This is a genomic window from Mesorhizobium koreense (genome assembly GCF_031656215.1).
GTDB lineage: Bacteria > Pseudomonadota > Alphaproteobacteria > Rhizobiales > Rhizobiaceae > Mesorhizobium_L > Mesorhizobium_L koreense.
Genome location: NZ_CP134228.1, coordinates 992,805 through 1,008,029, shown reverse-complemented (window position 1 = coordinate 1,008,029; position 15,225 = coordinate 992,805). Strand labels below are relative to the sequence as shown.

The following is a 15,225-nucleotide window of genomic DNA, read 5'->3' as shown; positions in this document are numbered from 1 at the left end:
GCAGTTCGCCATCAGCGTAGTAACTGTGCAGCACAGCCGGCCCGTCAAAGGCTATATTGCTTCATGGCTGTCCTCCGTTCGATGCCTGGGCCCGGTGGCAATCGTGAGCCCATTCTTCATCCTATCGGGGGACAGCCAGCCGGCTAGATGTTCGAACATCGCCGCCACTTCTCAGGTAGCCACCGCTCCCGGGATTACGTCATGTTTGTGCATCGGGGCTGGAAGGCGACGATCAGTTTATGGATAAAAAGGCCTACCGAAACAGACAATTCCTAGGCACCCGCACCGGTAGGTCCGGAGCCCGAAGCGATCAACAGATCGCCATTGGCGAACTTCCGCGATTGCCCCACCTTCCGCGTTCGGGCGTCACGGGTTTTCGAGCATGTCCATCGATAGGGGAGAACGAGACTTTTCTGGCTCGTAAGAACAGCGAATTTTAACGGCTATCTCGTAAATAGGGAGAGGTTGCACACACCGCCTCGGCCGAGGCAGGTCAGCCTTGTCGCCTAGGTGAGCCGCCAGCGGCAACAGTTTGCAAGCGAGTGACCGCTATGATGACCGTCGTTGGTTGCCTAGTCTATGAACATAATCTCTGGCTGGTAGTAGCCGCACTTGTTGTCTGCGCCGTCAATTCCTGGGGCGTCATGCAGTTATTTGCCCGCGCCCGTGCCAGGACCAGACTGCAAAAGACGGTGTGGTATTTCCTCGCTACCATTCTGGCTGGGTCAGCGATCTGGTCGACCCATTTCATCGCGCTGCTGGCCTACAAGGCTGCGGTCCCGATAAGCTTCGACCCTGGGCTTACCGTTATCTCGCTTCTTGTCGCCATGATAGGGGCCGCCTGCGGATTTGCACTCGCCGCGACTGGATGGTCTCGCTTTGCCCCGATTGTCGGCGGAGCGGTTTTCGGCCTCTCGCTCGCCGCCACGCACTACACAGGCATGATTGCCTATCGGATGCAGGGCATCGTCACCCTGGACTGGCATTATGTGGCCGCGTCGATCGTGTTGGCGGTAACGATCGCCGCCTGCGCCTTTCATTTCGCCACCCGCCCGTCGGCCAGACAGGGGGGAACGACCGGCTTTGGTCTCCTGGTGCTGACCATCGTCACATTGCATTTTACCGGAATGACCGCCATCCGGGTGGAGCCCATGCTGATTGCGGGCAATTATTCCAATCCCGCGGCATTCCAGATGTTGGGATTTGCGGTCGCCGGTGTGGCGCTGATCATCGGATGTGCCGGGCTGGCAAGCTACCTAATCGACGATGGTGTGCGGGCAGAATCGTATGAGCAATTGCAGCAGATGGCCAAAAGCGACAGCCTGACCGGATTGCCCAACCGGCGCGCCTTCAACGAGCGGCTCGATCACGAAATCTATCTTGCGCAGGAGGGGCAGGGCAAGGTTGCTTTCCTGGGGATCGATCTCGATCGCTTTAAGGAAATAAACGACATACGCGGCCATGCTGCCGGAGATGAGGTCCTGAAAGCGCTAGCGCAGCGAATGATAGCCGCGCTGCGCGAAGGTGAATTCGTCGCCCGGCTCGGCGGCGACGAATTCGGCGCTATTCATCGCATGGGCAGCCAGGCCGATCTGATTGATTTTCTGGGGCGCCTTGAGAACGCCCTGTTCATGTCGCTTTCCATGGGCGATTACGATGCGGCCTGCGGCGCCAGCATCGGTGTCGCAATCTATCCCGATAATGCGGCCGACAAAGAAACCCTGATCGGCAATGCGGACCTAGCGATGTATCGGGCCAAGGCTGAGCTTTCCCGATCAGTGTGCTTTTACGAGCCCTCCATGGATGAAGCCGTTAGAGCGAGACGCAACCTCACCAGCGAACTCCGGAAGGCAGCTGAAGGGAATCAACTCGACATCCACTATCAGGTCCAGACATCGATCTCGAGTGGCACGGTTCAAGGCTATGAAGCCCTTGTCCGCTGGAAGCATCCACAGCGCGGTTTTATTCCACCATCTGAATTCATTCCCCTGGCGGAAGAAAGTGACCTGATCCTGCAGATCGGAGAATGGGTTCTGAAGACAGCCTGTACGGAAGCGGCTTCCTGGGAGCAACCCTACCGGGTCGCGATCAACATTTCGGCAATGCAACTTGCCCACAGCGACCTGCCAAGACTTGTCCTGGAAACGCTCCTGCAAAGCGGCCTACCGCCCGAGCGCCTGGAACTGGAGCTCACCGAATCGACCATTTTCGCAGATAAGGAGCGATCGATTCACCTACTGCGGCAGATCAAGGCATTGGGTGTCAATATTGCGCTTGACGACTTTGGGACCGGCTATTCCTCTCTGGATACGCTGCGTTCGTTTCCTTTCGACAAAATCAAGCTCGATCGGTCCTTCATCACAGAGGTGGAGACCAATCCGCAATCAAAAGCGATCATCCGGGCGGTGCTCGCCTTGGGCAACAGTTTGCAGATTCCCGTCCTTGCCGAGGGCATTGAAACGGAAGGGCAGCTGTCGCTGCTTGGCGTAGAGGGATGCGACGAGGCCCAGGGCTATCTGCTGGGCCGACCGGCGCCGCTCTCCCAGATTATCGCCAGTGGACAGATTACATCAGTCAGTAGAGATCGCAGCAAGCAGCTTGACAAGACGGTCCTGCGCCAAAACAACACAGAAAAGGACATCCCCGGCGCTGTAGTCGCCGCAAAAGCATAAAATACAGAAACTCGAAATGGTCGGCGGTTTCGTGTTCCTTGACCAGAAAGGCGGCAAAGCTTGGCTTGGCCGCATCATCAAGCATTGCCGCTCCAGCCACAGCGTATTTGACTCCTTCCGTTTTCCAGTGAGCAGTCGCCCAGCTTCGATCCTGTTCCCGGTTCACAGAATGTGCAGAACGTGTGTTCGGCCTGCTAGCTGAGCTCTTGGGAGCAGACATGGGATGCAATCTCCGTCGCGTTGACATCAGCGATCGCCACCTTTGGAATACGCTAGGGGCCCGTATAGTGCCCGAGATGAGGTGCGAAGCTGCCAACCCATCCAAGCTGATTGATGCCGGCTCTCGCTCAGGCGCCTGAAGAGCGGATAGGCAAGAAAGTCACTAGGCAAGGCCATTGGCTCGATGATCGCCACGGAAGTGATCGTCCGCTTCGATTGGATTTCGAGAAGCGGGCTGCTTTTGAACGCCACGGCCATGAGCCGGCATCGATCCTCCGATCGAAGCATTGTCTGTAATTTTTTTGTGAAGGCGTCCGCTCGCATAAGCGATCTGCTGCGATTCCTGCTCCGCCATGTTAGTATCAGGTTGGGCTCGAAGGCCTGATGATGGAACACAGACTCGCTGCTGTGCTGGCCGCCGATATGGCGGGATACTCCCGGCTTATGGAAGCTGACGAGGTGGGTACCCTCGCGCGCTTGCGCGCGCATCGGATCGAGCTGATCGATCCGGCGATCGCCAAGAACCAGGGCCGTATTTTCAAGACTACCGGCGATGGCCTGCTCGTTGAATTCCAGAGCGTTGCCGATGCGGTGCGCTGCGCTACGGAAGTACAAATCCGCATGCGCCGCCGCAACTCCGATGTGCCGGAGAACAAGCAAATCCACTTTCGTATCGGCATCAATCTCGGCGATATCATTTTCGACGATGACGACATTTACGGCGATGGCGTCAATGTGGCGGCCCGGCTTGAGCAACTCTCGGACATTGGCGGTATATTCATCTCGCAGGCCGTCCAGGAACAGGTTCTGGATCGGGTCGACATTCAATTCGAGTACCTGGGCGAGAAATCCCTAAAGAACATTTCGCGCTCGGTTCGGGTCTGGCGCGCCGTGCTGGAAGACGGTGCGTCGATCCCCGACCCCGGTTCGGGCCAGGCGCGGCGCGCGGTCGTCAAGCCTTCCATCGCAGTGATGCCTTTTGCCAATATGAGCCGGGACCCTGAGCAGGAATATTTTGTCGACGGGCTCACTGAAGACATCATCACGGAACTGTCGCGCCGGCACGAGCTCTTCGTCATCTCGCGCAACTCGACCTTCGTCTACAAGGGAAAGTCAGTGAACCTTCGCGAAGTCGCTCAGAAACTGGGAGCGCAATATCTTGTCGAGGGCAGCGTCCGCCGATCGGGCGATCAACTGCGCGTCACCGCCCAATTGATTGATACAGCGAACGACGCGCACATCTGGGCCGAGCGGTACGACCGCAAGCTCGACGACGTCTTTGCCATCCAGGATGAGCTGACGGCGGCTATTGTCGCCACGCTTCCGGGCCGCGTCGAAGCGGCGCAGCATGACCTCCTCGCCCGCAAGACCCCGGCTAACTTCGCCGCCTACGAGTGTGTGCTCGCCGCCAAGGTCCGCCATCACAGAAGCGATCGAGCCGAGAACGAAGAGGCGCAGAAGCTTATTGCGCAGGCTGTGGAACTCGACCCCGACTACGCCCATGCGCATGCGTGGCGAGGTTGCATCCTGGGCCAGGCCTGGGTCTATGGCTGGTGTGCCGACAAGGAGGCGACTTACAACGAGGTTCTTCGTGAGCTCGAGATCGCCCGGACGCTGGACGAGAACGACGCCGACGTCCATCGGATATTGGCGGCAAGCTGCATCAATCGCAACGACCTCGACAAGGCGCGGCACCATCAGGAACGGGCGCTCGCACTCAATCCGAATTACGATCTGGTGGTTGTCCAGCAGGGTGAACTGCTGAGCTGGCTCGGCCACCCGAAGGAAGGCGTCGAGTGGATCCGAAAAGCGATGCGGCTGAACCCGCATCATCCCGAGAGGTTCTGGAGCCACCTTGGCAAGGCGCACTTTGCGGCACATGAATACGCCGAGGCGATCGACGCTTTCATGCATCTCGCCAGGATGGATGCCAGCCAGCATGCCTTCGTTGCCGCAACCTACGCTTCAATGGGAGATCCGACAGCGGCGGCGGCGCACTACGAACAGATGGCTGTGCTGGACCCCGAACTCACCATCGAAAGCTTTCTCGCCACGTTGCACTACGGAAACGAGACCGATCTGGCGCATATAAGGGCCGGGTTGACGATGGCGGAAGCGGCTCACAGTGGGCGAGCTGCCGGTCTCCAGGAAACCGGATTAAAGCCCGTCGAACCCGTTCGGCCACCCAAATCTCTGAAGGGCTGCGCGTAGCGGTCTTTCCTTCGCTCAACGGCAGGCGGCAGTCACCACAGATTAGGGCGAAGCTCCGGTTGTCGTCCAGCGATGCCCAACGCGAAGCGATGCTTCTACCGCGCTGCTGCGTTCAGCCGCATACTGACAAGATTGTTAAGATTTGTCCAAGATTCGGCACTATTATCGACGTTCTTAAATCCCGGGTGTTTCCATGAAGACGCGCTTTGACGCCATCGTGGTCGGCGCGGGCCAAGCGGGACCGTCATTGGCCGCGCGGCTTGCCAGCGCCGGAATGAAGGTAGCGCTGATCGAGCGCAAGCTTCTTGGCGGCACATGCGTTAATACCGGCTGTACGCCCACCAAGGCCATGGTCGCCGGCGCCTATGCCGCGCATCTGGCGCGCCGGGCGACGGATTATGGCGTCCGCGGCGTCGGCAGGGTGTCTGTCGACATGAAAGCGGTGAAAGCGCGCAAGGATGCGATCGTCGAAGCATCGCGGAATGGTTTGATTGACTGGTTGCGCGGCACCAAGAACCTGACGGTGATCAAAGGCCACGCACGTTTCACCTCGGCGAGCGAACTATCGGTTGGCGATACGCACATCTCGGCGCCACGCATTTTCCTGGACGTCGGCGGCCGGGCGACGGTCCCCGATTATCCCGGTACGCACGATATCGGCTATCTCACCAATTCCACCATCCTCGACCTCGACGCCGTCCTCGAGCGTCTGGTGGTGGTCGGGGGCGGCTATGTCGGACTGGAGTTCGCCCAGATGTTCCGTCGGTTCGGGTCTAAGGTGACAGTGGTCCAGCGCGGTCCGCGCCTGCTGCCGCGCGAAGACGAGGACGTGTCGGAGGCCATCCTCGATATGTTGCGGTCGGAAGGGATAGAATTCCGGCTGGAGGCGGAGTGCATATCTTTCGAGCGCCGGGGAGAGGACAAGGTCGTAAGCCTGGATTGCCGGCAAGGCGAACCGGAAATAGCCGGCAGCCATGTGTTACTGGCGATAGGTCGCACGCCCAACACGGACGATCTCGGCCTCGACCTGGCCGGGGTGAAAGTCAACGAGCGCGGCGTGATCGAGGTCGACGACGGGTTGCGAACCAACGTCCCCGGCATCTGGGCGCTTGGTGACTGCAACGGTCGCGGCGCCTTCACCCATACGAGCTACAACGACTACGAAATCGTCGCCGAAAACCTTCTGAACGACGCAGGACGCAAGGTGACGGAGCGGCACCCAGCCTATGCGCTCTATACGGATCCGCCGCTCGGTCGGGCCGGCATGAGCGAGGCAGATGCCCGCCGCGCAGGCCATTCAATCCTCGTCGGCAAGCGGCCGATGACGCGCGTGGCGCGGGCGGTAGAGAAGGGGGAAACGACCGGCTTCATGAAGGTCGTCACGGACGCGGAAAGCGGCAAGCTCCTCGGTGCGGCCATTCTCGGCGTCGGAGGCGACGAGGCCGTGCACAGTGTGCTCGACCTCATCCATATGGGCGCGTCCGCTGAGGCGCTGAGGCGTTCGGTCCATATCCATCCGACCGTTGCCGAATTGCTGCCCACTCTGGTGGCGGAGCAGAAGTCTGGTGAATAGGAATTGTGTGGAAAGCTGTCTGCTTTGAGAAGCTGCTTTGCCGCGCTGAATGAGACCGCCGATGCAGCGCTGCTGCGCGATAGGGTGGAGGGCGTCGCCGACCTCGTCGCGCTGTCGCAGGCGACGCTCGGCAACGTCTGGCAGAATATCTCGATCGCGCTCGGCCTCAAGGCAGTGTTCCTCGCAACGACGCTGTTCGGCGTGACGACGCTCTGGATGGCGATCCTGGCCGACACCGGTGCCACGGTGCTTGTCACGGCGAATGCGCTGAGGCTGCTCGGCTATAGGCCGTCGAAATAGCAGAAGGGAAACAGCATTGATGACACGACTTGCCGTGGCGCCGGCGACGTTCATCGCCTTGCCAGCAGAATCGCTAGCGGGAAGATAAAGGCCCGTTGAGACCAGCAGATATTGTAGGGGACCTAGCCCATCACCTCGCCGACGAACAGCATGGCGAGCCTGACGATCAGCTTGGCGGGATCAATCTCTCGGTTGCCGGAGACAATCAAGGCCCGCCCCGGCCGGACCGCCGCGCCTTCGCGAACGCGCGATCCGTGGCGATGAACCGCTCCAGCATCGGCACAATCAGTTTCACCGGGTCGGCGGCGGGCTGGCCCGTCTCGCGGGCAAGCACCTCCGCATAGGCAACAAGATCGCGATGGAGTGGCGCAGGCAGCTCCATCGCGATTTTCACGGGCTTGTCGTCGGCGATGGGACCGAGTTTCAGCTTTGTCATTCTCAACCTCTGTAGGGTTCGAGCACGAGATCGCGCGTGACGATGATGCGGACTTGGAATCCCGGCCGAATGGTCAGCGTCGGCGCGACATTGAGCTGGTGGCGGATGATCTGCTGGCCGGCATCGTTGATTGTGTCTTGACCGCCGTTGCGGATGGCGCGCAACAGTCGGCCGTCGTCATCGACGGCCAGCTCCGCGCCGACGGAGAGCAGCGTCGAGAGGCCGGCGGCCTTGGCGAGATCCCACCAATGATAATCGACGCCGTCCTCAAGACCGGCATAGCCTTGTGTGTCCGCGCCGGGTTGGCGTTCGAGAACAATGGAGCGACCATTGGGGAGGATCAGCCTGTTCCAGACGAGCAGGACGCGGCGCTGACCGAACTGCACGTTGTTGTCGTACTGCCCGATGATGCGCGTACCCTGCGGCACGAGCAGGATGCGGCCGGTCGGGCTGTCGTAGATGTTCTCGGTCACTTGCGCGGTGATCTGGCCCGGCAGATCGGAACGGATGCCGGTAATCAGCGCGGCCGATATGACGGCTCCGGCCTGAAGGACATAAGGCGATGCCGGCGGCATGACGCGATGGGACGACGTGGTGCGGCGATCGACGGCGCCGTTGAGGAAAGCGAGCTGTTTGTCCTGCGCGGTCGGCTGGCCGGATTGTTCATTCAGGCCCGCAAGGTCGAGGCCGGCGAGGTTCGGCATCGCCGTGCTTCCCGGCGTGCCATCAGGATTCGTGGTGCGTGCCTCGGTCTGGAAAAACACCTTGCTGACGCGGGCGGCTTCTTCTTCGGCGAGCCGGCGTTCCTCAGCGCGATCGACGGTCGGCGGCGCGACCGTGGGCGGCACGACAGGCTGGCCACGGTTCTGCGCGTTGACAATGGGACGACCGAGATCGCCCGGCAGCGCCGGGCCGAGAACGGGGCCGGTGTAGTCGCGCGGCAATCCGGCGAGACCATCGGCGGTCTGCCGGTTTTCGGTCGAATAGAGTTCTTCATTTCTGTTGCCGGTGCCTCGGGTCTGGAGCGCATAGATCAGTGCCCCGCCGATCCCGACCAGCGCGACAGCCCCGATGCTGGCGAGTACTTTGCGCGACAGCCTCGTGACGCGCGGCTGTTCGGCGCGAAGCCGCATCGATCCGGCGTTGTTGTCAGTGTCGGTCATTACGATGGCCCTCCGTTTGCACTTTGGGCGTTGGTCGCTTGCGAAGGTTCACCCGACCTTCGAATCCACGAAAGTGGACCGCTCCTTATCCCGTCGGTACGGACAATCCTGACGGTCTGCTGTTGCTTGCCGCTGCCAAGGCGCAGTTCGGCCGCGCCGAACAGGCGGTCGACGATCAGGATGTTGTGGTATATGCGGCTATTGACAATCTGCGCTTCGCCGTCCGCGCCGATGACAAAGATCGGCGGCATCTCGCCCTGCACGATGCCGCGCGGAAACTCGACATAGACACGGCGGCCGTCGTCATAGACCGCGACCGGCTTCCACGGTGGCGTGTCGCCGGTGAGGCGATAGCGGTAATTGCGCGCGGCCACGGCAGGAATGACCGTCGTGGCGGGAGCGCTGCCGCGCTGCCCGGCGCCCGGCTGCGGATAAGCCCAGGCGACGGCGGGCATATAGGGCTTCTCTCCCGAACGTAGCTCGATCATGTAAACGCGCTGGTCGGTCGTCACGATGAGATTGGTCGTGATATCGGGGCGTGTCGGCTTGACGAGGATGTGGACGCGCCGGGTCGCGCCGCTACCGCTTTCCGTGTCGCCGATGACCCACCTTGTCGTGTCGCCGGCCGCGATCGGTCCTGCGCCGGTAAGGCTCTCGCCGGCCTCCAACGCGATGTCGGTGATCTGGCCGGGCGCGGCATAGACCTGATAGAGCGCGCCGTCGCTCCATGGATAGATTTGGATCGCATTGTAATAGCCTTCGCGGCGCGGCTGCACGCGCGCGGCTGCGTTGGCGTGCTCGACACGGCCGAGCGGCGTAGTGGCCGCCGTGCCGCCTTTCGCCGGCGTCCAGGCCGGAGGAATGTGCAATGGCTTTGGCCGATCGTCGGTGACGGATGCCGGCACGGCCGGCAGCGGCGGCACATCGGCGTCGTAGCTGATCTGCGGCGGCTTGTAGGTGGCACAGCCGGCCAGCATCGTTGCCGAGAGCAAGACGACCGCGATTGCGGATTTACGGAGAGACGTCGTCTCGCAACCGGAATTTCGCTGAGGCAGAAGTCCGCTCATTGGCTCATCTCCCGCGACCAGTTGATAGCATTGACGTAGATGCCGAGCGGATTGGCCTTCAGCCGTTCTGCATCTCGCGGCGGCTGGATCACGATGGTGAGGATCGCGGTCCATCGTTCGGTGGTAGAGAGCTGGCCGTTCTCATAGTGACGCTCGGTCCAGGCGACCCGGAAGGAATCCGCCGACGCACGGATGACGCTTGAGACTTCGACCGCGTTCTGCTGCTTGCCGACCTTGGCGAAAGGATCGTTGGCACGGGCGTAGTCATTGAGCGCCGCCGCGCCGCGATCGGTCGTCCAGTCGTAGGCTCGCAGCCAGTTTTGCCGCACGATGATCGGATCAGCAGGAATCGAACGAACCTGCTCGATGAAGCGGGCGAGATGCCACGCCACTTGCGGATCGGTCGGACGATAATCAGCCGTGGCCGCCGCCACGGCCTGCGCCTGGCCGAGCTCATCGACCTGCACCACCCAGGGCACAACGGTCCCGCGCGCGGATTGCCAGACCAGGGCGGAAGCGAATCCGGCCGACAGGATCAGTGAGCCGAAGGCCATGAGCCGCCAGTTCCTCGCCTGCACGCGGGCTGAACCGATACGGTCATCCCAGACCTGTGCGGCCTTCTGGTATGGAGTCTCGGGTTGCGGGGTCTTGCCGTAATGCGTGGCGGGTCGCCTGAACAGATTCATGAGCGGTCACTTTCGGAGAGGTTGACGGAAGAACCTGAGCCATGGCCGTCGCCGGAGCGCAGGGCGTGAGCGGCGGTCTGGACGGCATGGCCGGATCGGCGCATCCGCTGCGCCCAGCCGGGCGGCGTGCCCGTGGCCTGCGAGGATGCGGAAGCCGCGTCGTCGATGCCGCCGACCGTGCCCATGGTCGAGGAGCCGCCGGTTGCACCGAAGCTTGATTTGACGCCTTCGGCAAAGCTGGATTTGACGCTTGCCGTCGCGCGGCGCAGCGGCGACGTGGCCGTTCCACCGGCAGCGTGCGCGATGCCGCCGAGACCGGAGGCGACGCCGGACCGGCCGAACGAGCCGAGGCTATAGGCGGCGGAAGCCGCACCGGCAGCGGTCGCGCCGCCGCGCACGGCGGCAGCGCCACCGGACAATGCGGCGGCCCCGCCTTGCGCGACCAGCATCGCACCGCCGCCGGCTGCAAAGGCTGCACCGCCAACGGCAAGCCCCGTTCCCATCGCCGAGCCAGCGCCAAGCTGCGGACCACCGCTGACAAGGCCGGATGCGATGCCGGGGCCGAAGATGCCCAGCCCGACCAGCGAAAGCGCGGCCAGCACAATCGCCATGGCGTCGTCGATGGTCGGCGTGACGCCGCCGAAGCCGCGCGTGAACTCGCTGAACAGCGTCGAGCCGATGCCGATGATGACGGCAAGCACCAGAACCTTGATGCCGGATGAGATCACATTGCCAAGCACGCGCTCGGCCATGAAAGCGGTCTTGCCGAACAGGCCGAAGGGGATCAGCACGAAGCCGGCCAGCGTAGACAGCTTGAACTCGATCAACGTCACGAAAAGCTGGATGGCCAGAATGAAGAACGCGAGGATGACGAGCGCCCAGGCGAACAGCAGGCACGCGATCTGGATGAAATTCTCGAAGAAGGCGACCCAGCCCATGAGGTCGGAAATGGATTCGAGCAGCGGGCGGGCGGCGTCCAGCCCGGTTTGTGCGACCTTGCCGGGACGCATCAGATCCTGTGCGGAAAACCCCGTGCCGCTCGCCTTTAGGCCGAGACCGGCGAAGCTGTCGAAGACGATGTGTGCGAGGTTGTTCCAGTTGCCGATCAGGTAGGCGAAGACGCCGACGAACAGGGTCTTCTTGACCAGCCGCGCGATGATGTCGTCTTCCGCGCCCCAGCTCCAGGACAGCGCCGCCAGGGTCACGTCGATGACGATTAGCGTTGTAGCGACGAACGCCACTTCGCCGCCGAGCAGGCCGAATCCGCTGTCGATGTAGCGGGTGAACGTGCCGAGGAAATTGTCGATGACGCCGGAGCCGCCCATCAGCGCGCCTCCGTCGCCGTGTTCGCAACCGAAGGCGCAGGCGTGCGACCAAGGAAGCGGTCGCGCGTCTTTGCCCAGGTGCGCAAGCACTCGGGGTTTTCAGCCGCCTGCTGCCCAAGCTGCTGGCACCGGCGCAGGCTCTCCCGCAGCGGATCGCGTTCGGGCTCAAGGACGCGCGCCGAGGGCGATGCCGGCGCGTCTTCCTTGCGCGTCATCTCGACCACGGTTGCGGTGATCGCGATGGCGATGAACACGACAGCGACGAGACGGGCCAACATCTTGCCGTCCATGACGTTGCTCCCCTTCTGGCCCTCAATTGCCGAACATGCGGGCGTTGCCGGGCTGGTAGCCCGTGCCCGGTGTCAGGAAGCGGCGGCGCTGCTCGCGACCCTGCTCCGCGGCGGCAGTACGCTCAGCATCGGTGAGCGCGCCCGCGCGCCCGTTGGCAGCGAGCAAGGCGACCAGATCGGAAAGCTGCTGCGATTGCATGGCGAGCAACTGGTTGCCGGCCTGCGTTGCCTGCAACGCGCCGGTCGCACGCTGGCTCTCGCTGATGAGGTTCGACATTTGCGTGCGGTTGGTGTCGATGTTGCCGACGACACCGGCCTGCACGCGCATGGAATCCTGCAAGCCGCCGACCGTGTTCTGCCACCGCGAACGCGCATCGGCGACAAGCTGCCGATCGGTCGCCGACATGGAGACGTTGGCGTATTTTTGGGCAAACATCTGGTCGATCTGCTGCACGTCGAAGGCGATGTTCTGCGCCTGACCCAAGAGTTGCTGCGTCTTCTGGACCGATTGCTGAATCTGCTGGAGTGAGGAGAACGGCAGGCTCGCCAGATTGCGCGCCTGATTGATGAGCATCTGCGCCTCGTTCTGAAGCGACGTGATCTGGTGTTTGATCTGCTCCAGCGCCCGTGCCGCCTGAATGACGTTCTGCGCATAGTTGGAAGGGTCGTAGACGATCTTCCACGCATGGGCCGGCGAGGTCATCATAGGTGAAAGCGCGATCGACGCGGCAAGCATGGTCGCGGCCATGAGGACGGCGCGCGAGCTGGGATGACGGATCATCATAGTTTAAGCTCCTCTTCTGTCAGAGTGATGTGCATGGAAAAGTTCGGAAGGAGATCGACGGCCCAACCGGCATCGCGTGCGGTGAGCCATGCCGTCAGGAATCCCTCGCGGCCGTGCTCGGCGACGATCTGCGCAATCAATGTCTGGTCGGATTTGGAGGACGCGGCGCAGAGCGCGAGGCCCACTTCCGACAGGCCCAACTCGAACAGGCGATTGCCGCGTCGCGACTGGCAGTAGTAGTCGCGCTTCGGCGTCGCCCGTGCGAGGATTTCGATCTGGCGGTCATTGAGGCCGAAGCGGCGATAGATCGCCGTAATCTGCGGTTCGATCGCGCGTTCGTTCGGCAGTAGAAGCCGCGTCGGGCAGCTCTCGATGATCGCCGGCGCAATGGCCGAATTATCGATGTCGGAAAGCGACTGCGTGGCGAAGATGACGCTGGCGTTTTTCTTGCGCAACGTCTTCAGCCATTCGCGAAGCTGGCCGGCGAAACCCTCGTCGTCCAGCGCAAGCCAGCCTTCATCTATGATGAGAAGCGTCGGGCGGCCGTCGAGCCGGTCGCCGATGCGATGAAAGAGATAGGCGAGCACGGCGGGCGCAGCACCCGTGCCGACAAGCCCCTCTATCTCGAACGCCTGCACTTCCGAACTGCCGAGATGTTCGGATTCAGCGTCGAGCAACCGGCCGTAAGGGCCGCCGACGCAATATGGCCGAAGCGCCTGCTTCAGGTCATTGGATTGCAGCAGCACGGCAAGGCCGGTGATAGTGCGTTCCCCGACCGGCGCGGAGGCAAGCGAGGTCAGCGCCGTCCAAAGATGCTCCTTCACCTCCGGCGTGATCGCGATGCCTTCACGCATCAGGATCGCTACGATCCAGTCGGCGGCCCAGGCGCGTTCATAGGTGTCGTGGATGCGGGCGAGCGGCTGGAGCGAAACCGAGAACTCGTCCCCTTCGGTCAACCCGCCGCCGAGATCGTGCCAGTCCCCGCCCATGGCGAGCGACGCGGCGCGGATCGAACCGCCGAAGTCGAAGGCGAAGACCTGTGCATTGGCGTAGCGGCGGAACTGCAAGGCCATGAGAGCAAGCAGCACGGACTTGCCCGCGCCGGTCGGGCCGACGACAAGCGTGTGGCCAACGTCGCCGACATGCAAAGACAACCGGAACGGAGTGCTTCCCTCGGTCTTGCCGTACAGCAAGGGAGGCGCACCGAGATGTTCATCCCGTTCCGGCCCCGCCCACACGGCGCTCAGGGGGATCATGTGGGCGAGATTCAAGGTGCTGATCGGCGGTTGCCGGACATTGGAGTAGGCATGACCGGGCAAGCTGCCGAGCCACGCGTCCACCGCGTTGACGGTCTCGATCATGGCCGTGAAATCGCGACCCTGAATGACCTTCTCGACAAGGCGCAACTTCTCCTGCGCCAGTCGCGGATCGGCATCCCACACCGTGATCGTCGCGGTGACGTAGGCCATGCCCGCCACGTCGGCCCCAAGCTCTTGCAGGGCCATGTCGGCATCCGCCGCCTTGTTCGCCGCATCCGTATCCACAAGAATGGACGCTTCGTTCGTCATCACTTCTTTTAGGATCGCGGCAATCGACTTCCGCTTGGCGAACCATTGCCGCCTGATCTTGGTCAGCAGCTTCGTCGCGTCGGTCTTATCGAGCAGGATCGCGCGCGTGCTCCAGCGATACGGGAACGCCAACCGGTTGAGGTCATCGAGCAGGCCGGGCGTCGTGCTGGTCGGAAATCCGACGATGGTGAGAATGCGGACGTGCTGGTCGCCAAGGCGCGGCTCCAGTCCGCCGGTCAGCGGCTGGTCCGCCAGCAGCGCGTCGAGATAGACCGGCGTTTCCGGCACCCGCACGCGATGCTGTTTTGTCGAAACCGTCGAATGCAGATAGGTCAGCGTCTCGGCATCGTCGAGCCACGCGCATTCCGGCATGAAGCCGTCGAGCAGCGCCAGCACGCGGTCGGTGCGATCGGTGAATGCGCGCAGGATCTCATGCGGATCGACGCCGGCTTGCTCGCGGCCCTCGTAAAGCCATGTCTCCGCGCGCGCAACTTCCTCGGCCGGTGGGAGAAACAAGAAGGTCAGGAAGTAGTCCGATACGAAATGCGCGCTGTTCGGCCGGCGATCGTCCCACTGGGACGATCGCTCATCGGCCTCACCCTCGAAATCGGCTTTCCGCTCGGCATCGACCAACCAGGAAGCCGGATCGGGGAATTTGCAATCGGGATAGGTCGAGCATGGATTGCGCTGCGCCTCGACAAAGATGCTCCAGCCGGAGCCGAGACGGCGAAAGGCATTGTTGATGCGGCCGGCGATGGCGACCAGCTCGGCCGCAACAGCGGAATCCAGATCGGGACCGCGAAACCGCGCCGTGCGCTGGAACGAGCCGTCCTTATTGAGCACCACGCCTTCGGCGACGAGCGCGACCCAGGGCAGATAGTCGGCCAGACGTTGGGCATTGCGACGATATTCGGCGAGGTTCAGCATGGTG

Annotated in this window: 12 protein-coding genes and 1 pseudogene; 4 read left to right on the top strand and 9 right to left on the bottom strand. The window is 62.4% G+C overall.

Annotation, left to right across the window (positions count from 1 at the left end; genetic code table 11):
• Nucleotides 1–551: 551 nt before the first annotated feature.
• Entirely contained in the window at nt 552–2,672 is a 2,121-nt protein-coding gene (locus tag RBH77_RS04845; protein WP_311031006.1) for a putative bifunctional diguanylate cyclase/phosphodiesterase, read from the top strand.
• Nucleotides 2,673–3,054: 382 nt separating this feature from the next.
• On the opposite strand, the gene RBH77_RS04840 is transcribed toward RBH77_RS04845, so the two are convergent.
• Complete coding sequence (locus tag RBH77_RS04840) at nt 3,055–3,246, bottom strand: hypothetical protein (protein WP_311031005.1); 192 nt, start codon at nt 3,244–3,246, stop codon at nt 3,055–3,057.
• 32 nt (nt 3,247–3,278) lie between these two features.
• On the opposite strand from RBH77_RS04840, the gene RBH77_RS04835 reads away from it, so the two are divergent.
• From RBH77_RS04835 to RBH77_RS04825, 3 genes and pseudogenes are all read left to right on the top strand, one after another.
• Nucleotides 3,279–5,102, top strand: a complete 1,824-nt coding sequence (locus RBH77_RS04835; protein WP_311032431.1) for an adenylate/guanylate cyclase domain-containing protein — start codon at nt 3,279–3,281, stop codon at nt 5,100–5,102.
• 193 nt (nt 5,103–5,295) lie between these two features.
• Nucleotides 5,296–6,675 (top strand): FAD-containing oxidoreductase, encoded by a 1,380-nt coding sequence (locus tag RBH77_RS04830; RefSeq protein WP_311031004.1) that lies wholly within the window; start codon nt 5,296–5,298, stop codon nt 6,673–6,675.
• Between the two features lie 51 nt (nt 6,676–6,726).
• Nucleotides 6,727–6,975, top strand: a pseudogene (locus RBH77_RS04825) (heavy metal translocating P-type ATPase); the annotation flags it as partial.
• A gap of 205 nt (nt 6,976–7,180) precedes the next feature.
• On the opposite strand, the gene RBH77_RS04820 reads toward RBH77_RS04825, so the two are convergent.
• The 8 genes from RBH77_RS04820 to trbE are packed head-to-tail and all read right to left on the bottom strand — an operon-like array spanning nt 7,181 to nt 15,221.
• Complete coding sequence (locus RBH77_RS04820) at nt 7,181–7,411, bottom strand: DUF2274 domain-containing protein (protein WP_311031003.1); 231 nt, start codon at nt 7,409–7,411, stop codon at nt 7,181–7,183.
• 2 nt (nt 7,412–7,413) lie between these two features.
• Nucleotides 7,414–8,574 (bottom strand): TraB/TrbI/VirB10 family type IV secretion system protein, encoded by a 1,161-nt coding sequence (locus RBH77_RS04815; RefSeq protein WP_311031002.1) that lies wholly within the window; start codon nt 8,572–8,574, stop codon nt 7,414–7,416.
• Entirely contained in the window at nt 8,574–9,641 is a 1,068-nt protein-coding gene (gene trbG / locus RBH77_RS04810) for a P-type conjugative transfer protein TrbG (RefSeq protein WP_311031001.1), read from the bottom strand. The genes RBH77_RS04815 and trbG overlap by 1 nt, the downstream gene beginning before the upstream one ends.
• Complete coding sequence (gene trbF / locus RBH77_RS04805) at nt 9,638–10,327, bottom strand: conjugal transfer protein TrbF (protein ID WP_311031000.1); 690 nt, start codon at nt 10,325–10,327, stop codon at nt 9,638–9,640. Before trbF ends, trbG begins: the two co-directional genes overlap by 4 nt.
• Entirely contained in the window at nt 10,324–11,652 is a 1,329-nt protein-coding gene (trbL, locus tag RBH77_RS04800; RefSeq protein WP_311030999.1) for a P-type conjugative transfer protein TrbL, read from the bottom strand. The genes trbF and trbL overlap by 4 nt, the downstream gene beginning before the upstream one ends.
• Nucleotides 11,652–11,942, bottom strand: coding sequence for a putative entry exclusion protein TrbK-alt (trbK-alt, locus tag RBH77_RS04795; RefSeq protein ID WP_311030998.1), 291 nt, complete (start codon nt 11,940–11,942; stop codon nt 11,652–11,654). The genes trbL and trbK-alt overlap by 1 nt, the downstream gene beginning before the upstream one ends.
• Nucleotides 11,943–11,964: 22 nt before the next feature.
• Nucleotides 11,965–12,726: a P-type conjugative transfer protein TrbJ gene (gene trbJ / locus RBH77_RS04790; RefSeq protein ID WP_311030997.1), complete on the bottom strand. Its 762-nt coding sequence runs from the start codon at nt 12,724–12,726 to the stop codon at nt 11,965–11,967.
• Complete coding sequence (gene trbE / locus RBH77_RS04785) at nt 12,723–15,221, bottom strand: conjugal transfer protein TrbE (RefSeq protein WP_311030996.1); 2,499 nt, start codon at nt 15,219–15,221, stop codon at nt 12,723–12,725. The genes trbJ and trbE overlap by 4 nt, the downstream gene beginning before the upstream one ends.
• Nucleotides 15,222–15,225: the final 4 nt, after the last annotated feature.